Raw genomic sequence first — 17,600 nt, 5'->3', positions numbered from 1 at the left:
TCTAACAGGTCAGCCCTCCGCCTTCAGTTCGGCTAGCAAATCTTCCAGAACCTGCATACCCGCGCCCCAGCCCTTGCCCATGTTGTCCATCGCTGCGGCAAAGCAGGCGAGTTCGGCATCGCTCGCCTCATGCGGCGTCCAGACGAGGCGCATGGTCGTGTGGCCCAGCGCATCTTCGAAGGTCACCGTCGTCAGCAGAACGCGCGGCCAGTCGGGCATCATCTGATTGGCGACGATGTTCCATTGCGCATCAGCGTTCGCCATGAGGCAAACCAGCCGCTCAGGGGCCACGACCTCGATAAATTCCGTGCGTTGGTAGCTCGATTGACCCCGCATCTTCATTTCGTTGAGCCACAAGCCGCCCGGCTTGACGTCAAGCTTATGGATTATCGTCTCGACATTGGGTCCATACCATCGCGCGAGAAGCAGCGGATCCGTCCAAGCCTTCCACACGAGTTCTCTGGGCGCGGAAAAAGTTCGCTCCAGGACGTAATTCGGCAAGTCAGTCATCGACACCTCCAGTACCCTTCAGTTGCTCCAGAAGGTGATCGAGCTGATCGAAGCTACCTTCCCAGAATGCCAAATGCTGCTCGAGCCAGACTCGGGCCTGCTGCATGGGTGCCGGCCGGAGTGCGAACACATGATTGCGCCCCTCGATCTGGCGCGAAACGAGGCCAGCTTGCTCCAGCACGCGTAGATGCTTGGAAACCGTCGGCTGCGAACTGCTGAACAACTCGCCAAGCTCTCCAGCGGTGCAGGAACCCTTTCGTGCAAGGGTCGCGACCATGCGACGGCGTGAGCCATCGCCCAGAGCATGGAACGTCCGATCGAGCGTGTCGGAATATTGTATAGCCATTTGGCTATGCTTAGCATGGCTGCCGCCGGGGCGCAACCTCACCTGAAGGGGAACCGGACGCTGCTTCCGCAGGAGACGTGACAGGAAGTCAGTCGATCTTTGGCATGATGGATCGAGCGTCCTGTGCGGAGCATCACCCCCCGCTTATCTGCGCTGATCCTTGGTCCGACTGATCGCTTGACGCCATCAACCCGTAAAGGGTCGGCTATGCGAGCATGCCGCCGCTCCGGCTGCGCCTGCGCGGTGATTGCAGCGCTCAGTCCGACACATCGGGCGCCTGTCAGCGGGGGATGGTCCTCCGCTCAGAACAGGAGCCGGACCGATGTCCCTCAAAGACGCAAATGCCTTCGCCTTCAGCCTCGCGACGACGCTGATGGCCGCGATCGTCATCTTCCAGGCCGGCGACGGCACCCACTCGGTCGTGCCCGCCAGCGAGTACGACGGCGACATCGCCGCAATCGTCCATGAAATCGATCCTTTCGCCATCTGACCGGGGAAACCCGGTCGCAGCGCGCGGAAATCCCCCGCGATTTCCGCTCCCGGCGCAGCCGAGTTTCGGCTATGCTGAGGTTGCGCCGTGGTGGTGGTGGAAGGCGCGACCGCTAGACCTTTTTCCACGGAGACCACCACCATGATCATCCTCTCGATACTCGCATCTCTTGCGGCCATCGGCCTGCTTTGCTGGCTCTTGTTCACGCTCGCCGTGTTCGCATTGCCCGCGTTCGTTGGCTTGACCGTTGGCGTTTGGGCTTACGGCACTGGCGCCGGCACCCTTGGCGCGATCCTGGTGGGCATCGTTGCGGCCGCCGCAACGTTCGCGGTCGGCCAGCTCCTGATCACCTTCGCTCGCCCCATGTGGCTGAAGCTGATCGTCGCGATCATCTTCGTCGCACCGGCCGCCGTGGCCGGCTTCCACGCAACCCACGGAATCGTAAAGCACCTCATGCCGTCGGACGCGTGGCAAATCGCATTCTCCATCATTGGCGCGGTCGCTGTCGGCATCACGGCCTTCATTCGGGTCGCAGGAATGGCGGCACCCAGCGGCCCGGCCGGCCGGGACCTCGCGCGGGCCTGACATCACGCATTGCCTTTGAGCGGACCAGAGCGGTGACGAAATAGGGTCGCCTCGTCACTGAGAGTCGGTGCTTGGTAGGCTTGTAGCTGACCGGACGTGACTCATGGCCCAAACCGCAGCCCCGTCAGAGCGCTGGAAGCGGCGGGCCATGCCGAGCAACCACCGCGATCCGTGGCGCGGGAATTTTGCCGGTAGGGAAGTCGGGCGTGGCGGCGGCAAGTTCGCCAGGACAAGGGACGGCTGAGGCCGGTGATCCCGTATGCGATGCCAGCTTTTGGCGGCGGAAGATCGCCGTCGCTCCGTTTCTGACCGTCCCTCGAGCGCACCAAACGGCCTCTTCAATGGCCTGATCTGGCCGAAGGTCGGCTGCGCCTCGATCGCCTATGACGCAACAGCCGCGTCAGACTTTCTTCCCCTGCCGGCTACGCCGCCATTCCTCGCGAGACAAGAAAGTCCTCCTTAGCTGTCCAGCCCCTTCGGGGTGCGCCGTCGATCGCCTCCGGCCTGCCGATCGCCATCGAGGCCGCAATGGTGCGGGCCCGAATACGACAAACGGAGACTTACAATGGCGACCATCGGCACCTTCAAGAAGACCGGCTCGAACGAGTTCACCGGCGAAATCGTCACCCTCAGCGTCCAGGCCAAGGGCGTGCGCATCGTCCCCGACCAGCGCGCCACCGGCGAGAACGCCCCCAGCCACCGGGTCCTGGTCGGCCGCGCCGAGATCGGCGCCGCCTGGTCCAAGCGCTCCAACGAGGGCCGCGACTATCTGGGCCTCAAGCTCGACGATCCGAGCTTCAACGCCCCGATCTACGCCAACCTCTTCGACGACGAGGACGCCGACACCTTCTCGCTGATCTGGTCCCGCCCCAACGGGCGCCGCGGCGACTGACACCCCGCGCAAGGCCCCGGCCGAAAGGCCGGGGCCTTCGACCTGTAGAGCGACCGAATCAGTTCGGCTCTATGGCGGCACGGATCATCCCCAGAGCGTTAATTCCGCTCGCAATGGAGTCCAAGAACGACTATTTTAGATGGTGTATTCGGGCGGGTTTGCCCAAGCTTTTCAGTTCTTCCGGCGCTGATATCTAGCCGAGACTTCCCGCAAATCGCTCGGCCAATCGATCTTGTTTGAACACCTCCGCGACCAGATCGACGAAGGCGCGTGTCTTGGCTGGCAGGAGGGTGCGCGAGGCGTAGTAGAGCGAAATCGCCCCCGCATCGGAATACCAATGTGGGAGAAGGCGAACGAGGCTGCCGTTCTCAAGCTCCGTGAGGACGTCGGGCACGGCGAGCATCGCCACGCCGAGGCCGAGCCTTGCGGCCTCGCGCATCGCCGCCGGGTCGTTGACGACGATCGTTTCGCGCAATGGCGCCGTAATCTCGGCTCCTGCCGTGTCCCGCATTGCCCAATGACGGACGCGGCCGGTCCTAAGCGAGCGCATGACGATTCCGTCGAACTGCGATAGCCCTGCGGGATCGGTTGGCGGCGTGCGTTCGGCGATGTAGGCGGGTGAGGCCACAGCGATGATGTGGGCGGGCGCCAGCGTCCGGGCGACGATGCCGGGCGCCAGGTCGAAGCCGCCGCCGATCGCCACGTCATAACCCTCGGCAACAAGATCGACCGGGCGGTTCTCGAAGTGCCATTCCGGCCGGATCAGCGGGTATCGGCGCAAAAGTTCCGGCAACAGCGGCAGGATATGCGTGACGCCGAAGGTGGGGCTGAGGCTGACCTTCAGCACGCCCGCCGGCTCGGATGCACCGGACGAGGCATCGGCGATAGCCGCTTGTAGGGCGTCGAGATTGCCACCGATCGACTGGAGAAAGCGTTCGCCAGCCTCAGTCAGCATGAGCTTGCGGGTGGAGCGCTGGAACAGCCGAACGCCAAGGTTCCGTTCCAGCATCGCCACGTTGCGGCTGACGGCGGCCGGGGTGAGCGCCATGCGCCGCGCCGCCTCCGAGAAGCTGGAGGTTTCCGCGCTTTTGACGAAGCTTTCGAGGTTGGCCAGCGTCTCCATATTTCTTTCAACGATTGCTTGAAATAAGATCAAGACATTACCGCCTAATCGAGAGGAAATAAACAGGCCATCTTCCCTCCATCGAAACGCAAACGGAGTGAAGACAATGACCAACCCCACCCATTTCCTGACCGGCAAGGTCGCTCTCGTCACCGGCGGCTCGCGCTCGATCGGCGCGGCCATCGCGAGGAAGCTCGCCGCCGATGGCGCGGCGGTCGCCATCACCTACAGCGCCTCGGCCGACAAGGCTGCCCAGGTTGTCGCCGACATCGAGGCAGCCGGCGGCAAGGCTCTCGCCATCGAAGCTGACGCTGGCAACCCGGAGGCAGTGCGGGCCGCTGTGGCTCAGACCGTCTCGACCTTCGGCGGCATCGACATCCTCGTCAACAATGCCGGTGTGGCGGTGAACGCCACCATCGAAGACTTCAAGTTCGAAGACTATGAGCGGATGATCGCCGTCAACGTTACTGGCGTGTTCGTCGCCACTCAGGAGGCGGTGCGGCACATGACGCCGGGCGGGCGCATCATCCATATCGGCTCGTCCATGACGCGCTATGCGGCATTCCCGACCGCCTCGGTCTATACGCTGACCAAGGGCGCGATTACTGGCTTCAATCGTAGCCTCGTGCGCGACCTCGGCCCGAAGGGCATCACCGTCAACACGGTCCATCCTGGCCCGACCGATACCGACATGAACCCGGCCGACGGCCCGGTGGCCGCCATCGTCGGCCCCGGCATGGCGATCGGCCGCTACGGCCAGCCCGCCGAGATCGCAAGCGTCGTCGCTTTCCTTGCCAGTCCCGATGCGGCCTTCGTCACTGGCGCGGACATCGTGGCCGACGGCGGCCTGACGGCCTGATCCTCGTAAAAACCGTACCCTGAAAGGACACTGCAATGAACAGCATCGGCATCATCGGCGCCGGCAATATTGGTCGCGCCTTCGCCACGACTCTCGCCAACAACAATATCCGCGCCACGCTGTCGAACAGCCGTGGGCCGGACAGCCTAAAGGATGTGGTCGCGGAGATCGGCCCGACGATCGAGGCCGGCACACGCGAGGAAGCGGCGTCGAAGGATATCGTCCTCGTCGCGGTCAACTGGTCGAAGCTTCCGACGGCGCTCGCCGGCGTGCCGGACTTCGGCGGTCGCATCGTCATTGATGCCAACAACCCGATCGAAGCGCCGCTGTTCAAGCCCGCCGAGCTCAATGGCCGGCTCTCCAGCGAAATCGTCGCAGGTCTCGTGCCCGGCGCGCGGGTGGTCAAAGCCTTCAATCACTTGCAACCGCACCTGCTATCGGGCGATCCGCGTGCGGAAGGTGGTCGCCGCGTTCTGTTCTATTCCGGCGATGACGCTGGATCGAAGGCCGAGGTCGGCGCGCTGATCGACCGGCTTGGCTTCTTCGGCATCGACCTCGGGCCGATCTCGGTCGGCGGACGCCTCGTCCAGTTCCCCGGCGGGCCGCTCCCGGCGCTCAACCTCGTCAAGTTCGGCTGATCGGACATCAGCCTCCGCATGAACGCATCGTCTCCGAACCAGCGGCCATGACCTGAAGGACATGGCTGCCTCGCAAAAACAGGAATCGCATTTCGCAAAGAACTTCGCGAATGGCCTGCCCGAACCCGGGCAACGCCAAGCGTTCGACCGTCATATCGTTCCTGCACCGGGGCGCATCTACTACCAGTCGGTGCTTGGCGTCGGAGCGTCGGTCGATTGGAAGAAGGCCAATCGCGCGCCGCTCCTGTTGGTTAGCGGTACGGACGACCGCACAGTCGAGCCCGACATGGTTAGACAGAACGCTTCGCGATACGCGGCTTCCTCTGCCATTACGAAACTCGCAAGCGTTCCCGATCGCAGCCACTTCCTGATTGCCACACTGGGATGGGAAGAGGTCGCAGACCATGTACTGGAGCGGGCAATCTTCAATAGCCGTAGCTCGAATCCGAAGAACAACTGAAATAGTCGTAGTTTACAAAACCGTCTGAAGATTGGTTATGGGATTTGTCGGTCCTTGATTCGAAAAGGGATTCGGCATGTCCCAAAGCCACTACATCGGGCTGGATGTTTCTGCCCGTACCGTCAATCTCTGCGTGGTCGACCACGACGGTCGCGTTGTTCACGAGCGCAAGCTCTCTTCTAATCCGGACGAGATTGCACAGCACATCGTGTCCCTACCTTTCCCGATCGCGCGCGTCGGTCTCGAGGCCGGGATGTTGTCGCAGTACATCTTTGGGCGGCTGGTGGAAGACGCTGTCCCTGTGATCTGCGTCGAAACCCGGCATATGAAAGCGGCGCTTTCGGCTCAGCTCAACAAGACTGACCGGCATGACGCGCGTGGGATCGCTCAGATGATGCGCGTTGGCCTATTCAAGCCGGTTCACGTCAAGTCGCCGACCAGTCAACGGTTGCGGACCATTCTTACCGCGAGGCAATTGCTTCGCAACAAGCTCCAGGATGTCGAGAACGAAATCCGCGGCCTCATCCGAAACTTTGGCTATCACCTCGGCAAGGTGACGGCCCGAGACTTCGAGCCGCGCGTGCGGGAACTGATCGCGGATACCGACCTGTACGTCGTCGCTGACGCCCTCTTGTTGGCGCGACGCTCACTGCGCGAGCAGTTCAGTCGACTGGATGATCTTCTGGTCAGGCTGGCGCGGCAGGACGACGTGACGCGTCGCTTCATGACGGTTCCGGGTGTCGGTCCGCTGGTCGCGCTGACGTTCAGAGCGACGGTCGACGTTCCATCGCGCTTTGCGCGATCTCGCACAGTGGGTGCCCACTTCGGCCTGACACCGCGCAAGCAGCAATCCGGCGAGGTGGATCGCAGTGGCAGGATCTCGCGTTGGGGCGATGACATGATGCGAAGCCTGCTCTACGAGGCGGCGCAGGTACTGTTGACGCGCGTGAAGCGATGGTCGGCACTCAAAGCGTGGGCGGCACAAGTTTCGCGACGACGAGGGCACAAGAAGGCAATCATCGCTTTGGCGCGGAAGATCGCGGTGATCCTGCATCGCATGTGGGTGGACGGAACGGAATTCGACTGGGGCAAGAAGCCGGAGGCAACGTCCCCAGCGGCTTAAGTTCGATCGGGTGAAAGCCCGACCGAGGCAGCTCCCCGCGAGGGGACGGGGAACGGTGAGTTCGCAAATACGACTTGACCGCGAAGGCCATGCCAACGTGACGTCGCATTTTAGATTGTTCCGCCGGTTCCTCTGACCCCATCATGTGGCGGCCCCGTGCCGACCACGAAGAGAAGCATGATCCTCGCGGGAGTGCCAATCAGGTCCGATCGTCAGGCTCGACCAATTCGACGTGGCTGACGCCAAGGGCCTGGGCCAGTTCATAAAGCGTGATCACGGTCGGATTCCTCCGGCCGCGCTCAAGGCTGCTTAGATATTGTTGACTGAAACCGGACCGCGCTTCGACCTCTTCCTGGGTCAGGCCCTTCTCCCGACGCAGGCGGGCGAAGTTCCGGCCGACCAATTTGCGCATATCCATGCGCAGCAGGATCGTGATTTACATACTTTGAGTTTATCAACTATAGTATGTAAACGAGCGGATTAAGGGAGATCGGGGTCGTGCACGGGGCATGGCCCGAATAGAGAAGGCGGCGTGGAGGGCTTTCCGGAGCACGACTCCGGGATGGATGTGATGCCCATGACGTTCCTAGATCAACCGCCAGATAGCCGTTCGCTCACCGATTACGATCGCGAACACATGAAGCTTTACCTCCGCCTCCTTGACGCCGAGGCAGACGGCGCCGACTGGCGTGAGGCCGTTCGCGTAATCTTCGCCATCGACCCACAGAAAGAACCCGAGCGGGCTCGTTTAATCCACAGCTCGCATCTTGCGCGGGCCAAATGGATGACCGAACATGGTTACCGAGAACTTATAAAAAAGCAGACGCGGGATTCGAAGTGATGCCACTACCGCATCACTACTTGCCGCCGCAGATACTTCCCGCCGCCGATATGAAACGGAATCGTAGTTCCCCAGCGTGCGTCTCGCATGCGAAACTGGAGGAACGTGATGGCCGTCGAAATATCTGACTGGCGCTCATCGTCGACCTACGACTTCGTCGACGACCTTGTAGCTCCGGACCTGGCCTGGGAATGGCTGCGTCGGAATGTCGAATATCAGCGTGACTACGCAACCTTCGAAGCACCCAATTCTAATGCGCATGCCATGACGAATTTGGTGCGCAGAAAATGGGGGTTACTTTTTCGCCGTTTCCCCAAGCCTGAAGGCAACCGAGACAACGGTATATTGGGCGCCGGAAGCCGACCCCAGCACAATCATCCTCACCGCCACATCGCACTCGGACAACGCAACCAAGGCGTCTGATCTCGCGCTCAGCGCGGCAAAGCGCGGCAGCGAGGGCCTGAGTGTAATTCAATCGCTCGATTCAAATGTGAATCGCCTGCTTCTGATCGGCACGATCAGCCTCGATCAGTCGCTCGCGGCGCTCATTCCTCTCGACGTCGACCTCCTCGATCGTTTGGATGCCGTGGGCCACCTGTGGCGGATGATCCAAGGGAAGCGCGTTCCCCCGGATTCTCGCCTCACAGCACAGCGTCGTCGGCGCCTCCGTCATATGCTCCAGGCCGTCGATGGACGCGCAGCAGGCGCCAGTTACCGAGAGATCGCCGAGGCCATCTACGGCGCGCCTCGAGTTGCTAGCGATCCGTGGAAAACATCGGCGCTGCGGGACGCAACGATAGATCTCGTAAAAGACGGCCTGTCACTGATCGCCGGCGATTATCGCCGCCTGTTACGTCACCGCCGCCGCAGCTGATCGCAAACGCCCCGGCGCGAGTTGTCCGAGCGTTGGCATTAGAAGTAGCTCACCGCATAGAAGGCAAGGACAAGGCTTCCGGCGAACACAACGATCACGCCAACAATATGCTGTGTCGCCTGTTTGTGAGGCAGAAGCTCTCGCGCGACCTTCTCCTTGATCTCGTCCTCTCGCACCCCCTCGAGTGCGCTCTCCCGAAGGCGAGCGAACGCTTCAAGTGAATCCCTCGATTTCAAATGTCTCGTGAGAAGCATAGAAAGCAAGACGGACGACAGGATGAAATACCACCAGAAGAAATCCTGCAATCCAAGGATCCTGAGTGAGAGCCCCGCCGCGACGGCAAACCCGACCGCGAAAGGGACAATATGGAAGAAGTACTTATACCGCGCGGCTAGCCAGAAAAACACTGCGAGAATGAGCGCGCTCGTGATAAGCACGGCAACAAAGGTTCCAAAGCTCGTTGACACCCGGTTCGCCCTCACTTTCGTGCCGCAAGCGGACTGCGCGTTGAGCCAGAAGCGGCGCCCGTACCGAGCTGGCGCGCCAGCCTCGGCACGGTCTCAGCCCTAGCGGGCCTCTCACGCATCCTTTGTAACGCCTATACCTCATCCCTCGCAGCGGGGGTGCGAAATAGCCGTCCTCTACTTCGCCATCCCACCGCACAAACGCACTCCGCCACCGTGGCCGTAGACCGCCGTTAACAACCGGCGGCCTCCACCAACGCCACGGAGGCCAGATTATGTCCGCCACTGTAGCCGGCGTTCCGCCGCGCTTTCTCCGAACCCCGGAAGCCGCTCGCTTTCTCAGTCTCTCGAGTCGCACCCTCGAAAAACATCGGACCTACGGGACCGGGCCCGCCTACCGCAAACTCGGCGGCCGCGTCGTCTATGCGATCGAAGACCTTCAAGCATGGGCTGATCGCGGCTCCGTCACTTCGACCTCCGACCCACGCGGTTCCGTCCTACCCGCCAAGCGTCACGAGCCCGCACCGGCTCGCGCCTCCAAGCGCGCCTATCGCTGATCGGCTCGCCCATGCGCTCTCGCCAACACAGCCGCGACGAGCGCGAGCAGCTCGATCTCTTCCGGGCGCTGCCCGGTGATCTCGCACCGCGCGACGCGCAGGACCTCATGGCCTACCCCTTCTTCTCACTCGCCAAGTCGAAGCGCCTGGCGCCGATCGACTTCAAAGCGGGCTCCGTCGTCATCCGCGTTGAAGCGGTCGCCGAGCATGGCATGGCGACAATCTGGGATGCCGACATCCTCATTTGGGCCGCGTCACAGATCGTCGAGGCGCGCGATCTCGGCCTGCGGCCATCGCGCCTGATGGCGACCACGCCATATGAGATCCTCAACTTCATCGGCCGCGGCGTGTCGCTTCGCGACTACGACCGCCTCAAGGCCGCTCTCGACCGGCTCCAGTCCACGACGATCGCCACCTCCATTCGGCAACCGACCGAGCGGCGGATGCACCGCTTCTCATGGATCAACGAATGGAAGGAGCGCGCCGACCATCGCGGCCGCCCGCTCGGCCTCGAGCTGATCGTTCCCGACTGGTTCTACGGCGCGGTGCTCGACGATGCGCTCGTGCTCACCATCGACCGAAACTATTTCGGGCTGACCGGTGGGCTGGAGCGCTGGCTCTACCGCCTGGTGCGCAAGCACGGCGGCAAGCAGGAGCATGGCTGGAGCTTCGACTTCGCGCATCTCCACGCCAAGTCCGGCAGCCTCTCGCCGCTGAAGCACTTCGCCTACGACCTGCGCGAGATCGTCCGCCGCCAGCCGCTGCCCGGCTATCGGCTGACCATCCAACAGTGCCCCGGTCACCCGGACATCCTGACGTTTGCGCCGACTGACCCGATCCCATTCGGGACACCGCGCCGGCGTCGCCGCGCCACCTCTCGCCCTGGGGATAAGCTGTGAATCGTCTCGTGCTATCGGGGACCGGCACTATCGTGCCATCGGGGACTGGACTCTCGTGCTATCGGGGACCGGAATCGACGAATCGTCGTGTAGATTCAAAGTGTTGCGAGCCCCCTAACTTCTCTAACCTAGATTCCTACGGAATCTTTCTAACGCAGCTGCACGTTTCCTCGCCTGCAGATAACTGTCCGCTGGCCGCGAGGAGCGCGTCATGATCGTCGCGCTGCTCAACCAGAAGGGCGGTGTCGGCAAAACGACGCTCGCTCTGCATCTCGCAGGCGAATGGGCGCGTCGCGGAAAGCGTGTCACGCTGATCGACGCCGACCCGCAAGGCTCCGCGCTCGACTGGTCGCAGCAACGCAGCCGGGAAGGACTGGAGCGGCTTTTCGGCGTCGTTGGCCTTGCGCGCGACACGCTGCATCGCGAGGCGCCGGAGCTCGCCCGTGACGCCGACCACGTCGTTATCGACGGGCCGCCGCGCGTTGCCGGTCTCATGCGCTCGGCGCTCCTCGCGGCCGATCTCGTCCTGATCCCCGTACAGCCGTCGCCGCTCGATGGCTGGGCGTCGGCCGAGATGCTGACGCTGCTCGGCGAAGCGCGCATCTATCGCCCCGAGCTCGCCGCCCGCTTCGTGCTAAACCGCTGCGCCGCACGAACCGTGCTCGCTCGCGAAACCGCCGAAACACTGGCGGAGCACGACCCTCCGCTTCTTTCGACCACCATCGGTCAACGCATCGTCTTCGCCGATGTCGTGCAGACCGGGCGTCTCGCCGCCGAACAAGACGAGGACAGCCCAGCCGCGCGCGAGATCGCGGCGCTTGCCACCGAAGTCGCGAGGATCGGCGCATGAGCGAGCGGTCCCCGAAACGCAGCTTTGCGGCACGTCCGGGTGGCGCCGAAAGCTGGATCAAGGCGCCCGAGCGTCAGGCGCAACGTCCTCAGCCCGCCGAGGACTTCTCCGCCCGGCTCACGATCGACGTCACCGCCGACATGCGTGGACGGATCAAGATCGCCGCCTTTCAGCGCGGCGAGACCGTCGCCGACATGCTGCGCGCGCTGTTCGAGCGCGAATTCCCACCACCATCAGGAGAAGGCCAATGACATGCGCCGCTGCTGCGACGGCGTGCACGCACGCCATGTCGCCCGATGAACTCACCCAGGTCGAACTCATCTGGATCGAGAAGCAGGTCGAGCACTGGATCCGCTTCGGTCGCGAGATGCGCGAGCAGATTCTCGATCGTCGCCGGCGCATCGTCTTCTTCCGTCCCGGCGCGATCTTCGCGCTCGTGCGCTGGGCGTCGAACAAGCACGGCACCGTGCTGTCCCGTCTCGACATCCTGCGCGCCGTTGGCCGCGGCGAGGCCTGTCAGACGATCCCGACCGTGACGCCCGGCGGCGACATCCTCCTGCGCGCCGATGGCTGGCCAAAGGTCGAGCGCGTGCTCCAGCTTGTCGACGCGATCGAGGCCGCAGGCATCGATGCGGCCGAGGTTTCGCCTGATCACTGGCGCCACGTCCACAACCGTATCACCGCTGGCGAAGCACCACGGGCCTACACGCTTCAGCACCATCGCGCCTTCCTCCTGCGTCGGGAGATCAGCGCATGATCCGGCGTGGCTACCTCATCACCACGACTGTCGCGGTGTCGTTGCTCGGCTTCGTGTCCGCCGTCTCCTTCGCGCCAAAGCTCATCTGGAACGCGTCTGCCAGTACCCCAATCGGGCTCTACTCCATCGAGCCGGCGCGTTCGCCCGAGGTCACGGACCTCGTCGCGATTCGCGCGCCCGAACCACTCGCCTCCTTCATGGTGGAGCGCGGCTACATCGGACGCGGCGTGCCGCTGATGAAGCGCATCGCCGCGCTTCCCAGACAACGGGTGTGTCGCACCGACCGCAGCATCACGGTCGATGCCGTGCCGCTCGGCGATGCGCTGGAGCGCGACCATCTCGGCCGACCGTTGCCGGTCTGGGAGGGCTGCCGTGTCGTCGCCGCGGGCGAGCTGTTCCTGATGAACTGGCAAGTCCCCGACAGCCTCGACGGCCGCTACTTCGGGCCGCTTCCCGCCGCCGATGTGATCGGCCGGGCCATCCCTCTCTACACCGACGAAGACGGCGACGGCCACTTCGTCTGGCGCGCGCCGACGCGGTGACGGTGCGCCCATGTCCAACCTCACCGCATTCTCACGGAGGCAACAATGTCCTTGATTGGTCAATTCACGCGCACGAAGTCCGGCTACTCCGGGCGCGTCCGCACCCTCGGCCTGGACGCCGAATTGGTGCTCGTTCCCGCCGAACAGTCCGACGCCGAGAACGCACCGGACTATCGTGTGCATCTCGGCGCCGATGAAGACGGCCCGGAAGTCGGGGCGGGCTGGAAGCGCACCGGCGAGAAGGCCGGCGATTATGTATCGCTGCAGCTCGACGGCCCGACATTCCAGCATCCGATCCGCGCCAACCTGTTCCAGTCGTCGGACGATAAGTCAGCGTGGGGCCTGCACTGGAATCGGCCGCCCAAGCGCGGCGAGCGGGACTAGGCGATGCCGGCCCGCCGCTGCAACGCTGTCACCGGGCGGTCAACCGCCGTCCGGTGCACAGCCTCTCTTCTCCTTTCCGGCCTTCTGCTTGCGATGTCGCCAAGCACGGCGGCTATCGCACAGATAACGCCGCCTGAGCGTCCATCGCCCACCGATCCCTATGCTGTTTTCGTCACCGAGGCGGCGCGGCGCTTTGGCGTTCCCGAGATCTGGATACGCGCCGTTATGCGCGTTGAAAGCCGGGGCGATATCCGCGCCACCTCGCCCAAGGGCGCGATGGGCCTGATGCAGATCATGCCGCCAACCTGGGCCGAACTGCGCGCTCGATATGGTCTCGGCAGCGATCCCTATGATCCGCGCGACAACATCCTCGCGGGCGCGGCATATCTGCGCGAACTGCACGATCGCTACGGCGCGCCGGGCTTTCTCGCGGCATACAATGCCGGCCCCGGGCGCTATGAGGAATATCGCTTTAACGGTCGCGCGTTGCCGGCGGAGACGGTCGCCTATGTCGCCGTCCTTGCGCCGATCATCGGCGGCGGCGATCTCGCTTCCCCCGTCACGGTCGCGGTCGCCGATCCGCTCGCCTGGACGCGCTCGCCGCTCTTCGTCGCGCAGCCCGAGAGCGGTACGCGTGCAGATTCTTCGCAGCACGACGACGCCCCAAGCGCTCCTCCGGAGACACGTTCGGAGCGCGACGCAGCTCCAGCCGACTCGCAGACCGGGGGCCTGTTCGTCATGCGTGCTGCTGATGCGGGGCCGCGATGACAGCGTTCGCATCCCGGCGCGTCATAGCGGGCTCCAGCGTGGTCAAGGCGGGAGTGTGGGGAGGGGCAGGCAACACAACCGCACGATGGCAGGATAAAGGGCCGCGATGTGCGGCCTTGTGCGGTTGTGGTTTTTCAATGGGTTACTGCGCGATTGCGCGATGTGCGCACATGCGGCGCAGCCTGCGCGAAGCGCATTCTTCCAATGATTTCCGCGCCTTTGTGCGATGTGCGGGGCTCCCGACATGAGCACGGAGGACGATTTCCGCATCCGGCCTGGACGCATTCGCTCCACGCGCGCCCAGCAGGCGAGGCCATTCATCGCGCAAGCGCTCGCAGCCGCGCAGCGCGCCGGCGGCGCGGTCTCCCGGAAAGGGAAGATCAGTTCCGGCAACCGCTCGCGTTTCGGCCGGGGCCAGCGCGCAGCGGTGCAAGCCAATCGGCTGCTCACGGCCCGCTCGCGGGGCGCCGTCGTCAAGGCGCGCGTCGTTCGCCACGGTGGCCGCAACGCGCCGCTCGCCACCCATCTCGGTTACCTGCGCCGCGAGGGCGTTACCCGGGATGGAGAGAAGGCACGGCTGTTCGGCCCCGGCGGCGATGACGTCGATCCGAAGGACTTCGCCGCGCGCTGCGAGGACGACCGCCATCATTTCCGCTTCATCGTGTCACCGGACGACGCGCTGGAGATGTCAGACCTGAAGTCCTTCACCCGCGACCTGGTCGGTCAGATGGAGAAGGATCTCGGCACGCGGCTCGACTGGACCGCGGTCGATCACTGGAACACCGAGCATCCCCACGTACATCTGATCGTGCGCGGTGTGCGCGATGACGGCGAGAATCTCGTCATCTCGCGCGACTACATCAAGGAAGGGATGCGCGATCGGGCACGCGACCTCATAACCCAGGAGCTGGGACCGCGCACCGACCACGAGATCCGTCGCATCCTTGAGCGCCAGATCGAGGCCGAGCGCTGGACCAATCTCGATCGCCAGCTCGCCCGCGACAACTATCGCACCGGCGTCGTCGATCTGGCGCCCCATCCCGATCGACAGCCCGACGAATTCCATGCGCTGAAGGTCGGGCGGCTGCGGAAGCTGGAGACGCTTGGACTTGCCGAGGAGCTTGGCCCGGGGCAGTGGGCTATCGCCGACGCGGCGGAGGCCACGCTACGCGAGCTCGGCGAACGCGGCGACATCATCAAGCGCATCCATCGCGGCCTGACAGAGCGCGGGATCGAACGCGGCGCCGCCAGCTACGTGCTAGCCGCCGAGAGCATCGACGATCCGATCGTCGGACGGCTGGTCGCGCGCGGCCTGGACGACGAGCTGAAGGGCTCGGCCTACGTCGTGGTCGACGGCGTCGACGGCCGCACCCATCACATCAAGCTGCCCGATCTCGACGCCGCCGGCGACAGCGCGCCGGGCTCGATCGTTGAACTACGGCGCTTCGACGACGCGCGTGGCCAACGCCGGGTGGCGCTCGCCGTCCGATCCGATCTCGATATCTCGAACCAAGTCACCGCGAACGGCGCCACCTGGCTCGACCGGCAGGCCATCGCACGTGAGCCCGCTGCACTCGGCAGCGGCGGGTTCGGCGCCGAGGTCCGCGAGGCCATGGATCGGCGCGCCGAACATCTGATCGAGCAGCGGCTCGCCGAACGTCATGGCCGGAGCGTCATCTTCTCCCGCAACCTGATCGACACGCTGCGGAAGCGGGAGCTGGACGCGCTGGCCGACAAGCTCGCTGCCGAAACGGGACGCCCGTTCACCAAAGCCGGAACAGGCGAGTATGTCGCCGGCACCTACCGCCAGCGCATCGCACTCGCCTCCGGCCGCTTCGCCATGATCGACGACGGCCTCGGCTTCAAGCTTGTGCCCTGGACGCCATCCATCGAACGCCACCTCGGTCAGCACGTATCCGGCGTCGCTCGCAATGACGGCGCCGTCGACTGGAGCTTTGGCCGCAAACGCGGCCTCGGCCTCTAATCACGAAGAAAAGGAGCACCGTCATGTCCGCGACGAAAATCCTCTGGGGTCAGATCCTCACCGTCTTCACGATCGTCCTGCTCACGATCTGGGCCGCCACGGAGTGGACGGCCTATAGGCTCGGCTTCCAGCCCCAGCTCGGCGCGCCCTGGTTCGAGATCGGCGGCTGGCCGATCTACTATCCGCCAGCCTTCTTCTGGTGGTGGTACTTCTACGACGCCTATGCCCCACCGATCTTCGTGGAGGGCGCCTATATCGCCGCCTCCGGCGGCTTTATCTCGATTGCCGTCGCGATCGGCATGTCGGTGTGGCGGGCGCGCGAAGCCAAGAATGTTGAAACATACGGCTCGGCGCGCTGGGCGCACGGCGAAGAGGTCAAGGCCGCCGGCCTGCTTGGCGCCGACGGCGTCGTTCTCGGCAAGCTCGAGCGCAACTATCTTCGCCATGACGGGCCTGAGCATGTCCTGTGCTTTGCCCCGACACGATCCGGCAAGGGCGTCGGCCTGGTCGTGCCGTCGCTCTTGACTTGGCCGGGCTCGGCGATCGTCCACGACATCAAGGGCGAGAACTGGACGCTGACGGCCGGCTTCCGCTCGCGACACGGCCGCGTGCTGCTGTTCGATCCCACCAATCCAAAATCCGCCGCCTACAATCCCTTGCTCGAGGTGCGCCGCGGCGAGTGGGAGGTGCGCGATGTTCAGAACATCGCCGACATCCTGGTCGACCCCGAAGGCTCGCTGGAAAAGCGGAACCATTGGGAGAAGACCAGCCACGCGCTCCTGGTCGGCGCAATCCTGCATGTCCTCTACGCCGAGAAGGACAAGACCCTCGCCGGCGTCGCGGCCTTCCTCTCCGACCCGAAGCGACCGATCGAGTCGACGCTCGCCGCCATGATGACGACCGCCCATCTCGGGGAGGCGGGACCGCATCCGGTCATCGCCAGCGCCGCGCGCGAGTTGCTCAACAAGTCGGACAATGAGCGTAGCGGCGTCCTCTCAACCGCCATGTCGTTCCTGGGTCTCTACCGGGATCCTGTCGTCGCCGAGGTCACGCGACGCTGCGACTGGCGCATCGCCGACATCGTCGGCGGCAAGCATCCGACGACGCTCTACCTGGTCGTCCCACCCTCAGACATCAACCGCACCAAACCGTTGATCCGCCTGATCCTCAATCAGGTCGGCCGACGCCTGACCGAGGACCTGCAGGCCAAGGCCGACCGGCACCGGCTGCTGCTGATGCTCGACGAGTTTCCAGCCCTGGGGCGGCTCGACTTCTTCGAGAGCGCCTTGGCGTTCATGGCCGGCTACGGCCTCAAAGCGTTCCTGATCGCGCAGTCGCTCAATCAGATCGAGAAGGCGTACGGGCCGAACAACTCGATCCTCGACAACTGCCATGTCCGAGTCAGCTTCGCGACCAATGACGAGCGCACTGCCAAGCGCGTCTCGGATGCGCTCGGCACCGCGACGGAGATGCGGGCGATGAAGAACTATGCCGGCCACCGGCTCTCGCCCTGGCTCGGCCATATGATGGTGTCTCGCTCGGAGACGGCACGGCCGCTGCTCACGCCCGGCGAGGTCATGCAGCTCCCGCCCGCCGACGAAATCGTCATGGTCGCCGGCACGCCGCCGATCCGGGCGAAGAAGGCGCGCTACTA

25 protein-coding genes are annotated in these 17,600 nt (G+C 64.1%); 20 read left to right on the top strand and 5 right to left on the bottom strand.

Annotated elements, in window-relative coordinates; translation table 11 throughout:
* Positions 1-9 precede the first annotated feature (9 nt).
* Both V7082_RS07035 and V7082_RS07030 read right to left on the bottom strand, forming a co-directional pair.
* On the bottom strand, positions 10-510 hold the full coding sequence (locus tag V7082_RS07035) for an SRPBCC family protein (protein WP_334147113.1): 501 nt from the start codon (positions 508-510) through the stop codon (positions 10-12).
* Entirely contained in the window at positions 503-856 is a 354-nt protein-coding gene (locus tag V7082_RS07030; protein ID WP_334147111.1) for an ArsR/SmtB family transcription factor, read from the bottom strand. Before V7082_RS07030 ends, V7082_RS07035 begins: the two co-directional genes overlap by 8 nt.
* A 322-nt stretch (positions 857-1,178) precedes the next feature.
* Between V7082_RS07030 and V7082_RS07025 the strand changes: the two genes are divergently transcribed.
* The 3 genes from V7082_RS07025 (at position 1,179) to V7082_RS07015 (ending at position 2,823) form a co-directional block, all read left to right on the top strand.
* Positions 1,179-1,346 (top strand): hypothetical protein, encoded by a 168-nt coding sequence (locus tag V7082_RS07025; RefSeq protein ID WP_334147110.1) that lies wholly within the window; start codon positions 1,179-1,181, stop codon positions 1,344-1,346.
* Between the two features lie 141 nt (positions 1,347-1,487).
* Complete coding sequence (locus V7082_RS07020; protein ID WP_334147108.1) at positions 1,488-1,931, top strand: hypothetical protein; 444 nt, start codon at positions 1,488-1,490, stop codon at positions 1,929-1,931.
* Between the two features lie 565 nt (positions 1,932-2,496).
* Positions 2,497-2,823 (top strand): DUF736 domain-containing protein, encoded by a 327-nt coding sequence (locus V7082_RS07015; RefSeq protein WP_334147106.1) that lies wholly within the window; start codon positions 2,497-2,499, stop codon positions 2,821-2,823.
* Between the two features lie 193 nt (positions 2,824-3,016).
* On the opposite strand, the gene V7082_RS07010 is transcribed toward V7082_RS07015, so the two are convergent.
* Positions 3,017-3,946, bottom strand: a complete 930-nt coding sequence (locus V7082_RS07010) for a LysR family transcriptional regulator (protein ID WP_334147179.1) — start codon at positions 3,944-3,946, stop codon at positions 3,017-3,019.
* Positions 3,947-4,052: 106 nt separating this feature from the next.
* Here V7082_RS07010 and V7082_RS07005 point away from each other — a divergent pair, with 106 nt between their 5' ends.
* The 4 genes from V7082_RS07005 to V7082_RS06990 all read left to right on the top strand — a co-directional run bounded on the left by V7082_RS07005 (position 4,053) and on the right by V7082_RS06990 (position 7,026).
* Positions 4,053-4,805 (top strand): 3-oxoacyl-ACP reductase family protein, encoded by a 753-nt coding sequence (locus V7082_RS07005; protein ID WP_334147104.1) that lies wholly within the window; start codon positions 4,053-4,055, stop codon positions 4,803-4,805.
* Between the two features lie 35 nt (positions 4,806-4,840).
* Positions 4,841-5,443, top strand: coding sequence for an NADPH-dependent F420 reductase (locus V7082_RS07000; RefSeq protein ID WP_334147102.1), 603 nt, complete (start codon positions 4,841-4,843; stop codon positions 5,441-5,443).
* A 61-nt stretch (positions 5,444-5,504) separates the two neighbouring features.
* On the top strand, positions 5,505-5,903 hold the full coding sequence (locus tag V7082_RS06995; RefSeq protein ID WP_334147100.1) for a hypothetical protein: 399 nt from the start codon (positions 5,505-5,507) through the stop codon (positions 5,901-5,903).
* A gap of 76 nt (positions 5,904-5,979) precedes the next feature.
* Positions 5,980-7,026: an IS110 family transposase gene (locus V7082_RS06990; protein ID WP_334147099.1), complete on the top strand. Its 1,047-nt coding sequence runs from the start codon at positions 5,980-5,982 to the stop codon at positions 7,024-7,026.
* A 199-nt stretch (positions 7,027-7,225) separates the two neighbouring features.
* Here V7082_RS06990 and V7082_RS06985 read toward each other — a convergent pair whose 3' ends face one another.
* A complete protein-coding gene (locus tag V7082_RS06985; protein ID WP_334147098.1) occupies positions 7,226-7,444 on the bottom strand; it encodes a helix-turn-helix domain-containing protein in 219 nt (72 codons plus the stop codon).
* A 159-nt stretch (positions 7,445-7,603) separates the two neighbouring features.
* On the opposite strand from V7082_RS06985, the gene V7082_RS06980 reads away from it, so the two are divergent.
* The 3 genes from V7082_RS06980 (at position 7,604) to V7082_RS06970 (ending at position 8,741) form a co-directional block, all read left to right on the top strand.
* Positions 7,604-7,867, top strand: coding sequence for a DNA -binding domain-containing protein (locus V7082_RS06980; protein ID WP_442909764.1), 264 nt, complete (start codon positions 7,604-7,606; stop codon positions 7,865-7,867).
* Between the two features lie 108 nt (positions 7,868-7,975).
* A complete protein-coding gene (locus tag V7082_RS06975) occupies positions 7,976-8,290 on the top strand; it encodes a transcriptional regulator domain-containing protein (protein ID WP_334147096.1) in 315 nt (104 codons plus the stop codon).
* 67 nt (positions 8,291-8,357) lie between these two features.
* Positions 8,358-8,741, top strand: a complete 384-nt coding sequence (locus V7082_RS06970; RefSeq protein ID WP_334147095.1) for a DUF2285 domain-containing protein — start codon at positions 8,358-8,360, stop codon at positions 8,739-8,741.
* A gap of 38 nt (positions 8,742-8,779) precedes the next feature.
* Here V7082_RS06970 and V7082_RS06965 read toward each other — a convergent pair whose 3' ends face one another.
* On the bottom strand, positions 8,780-9,178 hold the full coding sequence (locus V7082_RS06965) for a hypothetical protein (protein ID WP_334147094.1): 399 nt from the start codon (positions 9,176-9,178) through the stop codon (positions 8,780-8,782).
* 302 nt (positions 9,179-9,480) lie between these two features.
* Between V7082_RS06965 and V7082_RS06960 the strand changes: the two genes are divergently transcribed.
* The 10 genes from V7082_RS06960 to V7082_RS06915 form a co-directional block, all read left to right on the top strand.
* Entirely contained in the window at positions 9,481-9,762 is a 282-nt protein-coding gene (locus tag V7082_RS06960) for a helix-turn-helix transcriptional regulator (protein ID WP_334147093.1), read from the top strand.
* 11 nt (positions 9,763-9,773) lie between these two features.
* Entirely contained in the window at positions 9,774-10,661 is an 888-nt protein-coding gene (locus V7082_RS06955; RefSeq protein WP_334147092.1) for a replication initiator protein A, read from the top strand.
* A 211-nt stretch (positions 10,662-10,872) separates the two neighbouring features.
* Entirely contained in the window at positions 10,873-11,511 is a 639-nt protein-coding gene (gene parA, locus V7082_RS06950; RefSeq protein ID WP_334147091.1) for a ParA family partition ATPase, read from the top strand.
* Entirely contained in the window at positions 11,508-11,762 is a 255-nt protein-coding gene (locus V7082_RS06945) for a hypothetical protein (RefSeq protein WP_334147090.1), read from the top strand. The genes parA and V7082_RS06945 overlap by 4 nt, the downstream gene beginning before the upstream one ends.
* Positions 11,759-12,268 carry a DUF2840 domain-containing protein gene (locus tag V7082_RS06940; RefSeq protein ID WP_334147089.1) on the top strand — a complete coding sequence of 170 codons (510 nt, stop codon included), beginning with the start codon at positions 11,759-11,761 and terminating at the stop codon, positions 12,266-12,268. The genes V7082_RS06945 and V7082_RS06940 overlap by 4 nt, the downstream gene beginning before the upstream one ends.
* On the top strand, positions 12,265-12,810 hold the full coding sequence (locus tag V7082_RS06935; protein ID WP_334147088.1) for a S26 family signal peptidase: 546 nt from the start codon (positions 12,265-12,267) through the stop codon (positions 12,808-12,810). Before V7082_RS06940 ends, V7082_RS06935 begins: the two co-directional genes overlap by 4 nt.
* Positions 12,811-12,855: 45 nt before the next feature.
* On the top strand, positions 12,856-13,194 hold the full coding sequence (locus tag V7082_RS06930; protein ID WP_334147087.1) for a DUF736 domain-containing protein: 339 nt from the start codon (positions 12,856-12,858) through the stop codon (positions 13,192-13,194).
* Positions 13,195-13,197: 3 nt separating this feature from the next.
* The gene (locus tag V7082_RS06925; RefSeq protein WP_334147086.1) at positions 13,198-13,962 is read left to right on the top strand and encodes a lytic transglycosylase domain-containing protein; all 765 of its coding nucleotides are present in this window, start codon (positions 13,198-13,200) and stop codon (positions 13,960-13,962) included.
* A gap of 244 nt (positions 13,963-14,206) precedes the next feature.
* Entirely contained in the window at positions 14,207-15,946 is a 1,740-nt protein-coding gene (locus V7082_RS06920) for a relaxase/mobilization nuclease domain-containing protein (RefSeq protein WP_334147085.1), read from the top strand.
* A gap of 23 nt (positions 15,947-15,969) precedes the next feature.
* On the top strand, positions 15,970-17,600 hold a 1,631-nt coding region (locus V7082_RS06915; protein ID WP_334147084.1), incomplete at its 3' end, for a conjugal transfer protein TraG.

The sequence above is a fragment of the Hyphomicrobium sp. genome, assembly GCF_036833075.1.
Taxonomy (GTDB): Bacteria; Pseudomonadota; Alphaproteobacteria; order Rhizobiales; family Hyphomicrobiaceae; genus Hyphomicrobium_C.
This window is presented reverse-complemented; position numbering and strand designations above follow the sequence as displayed.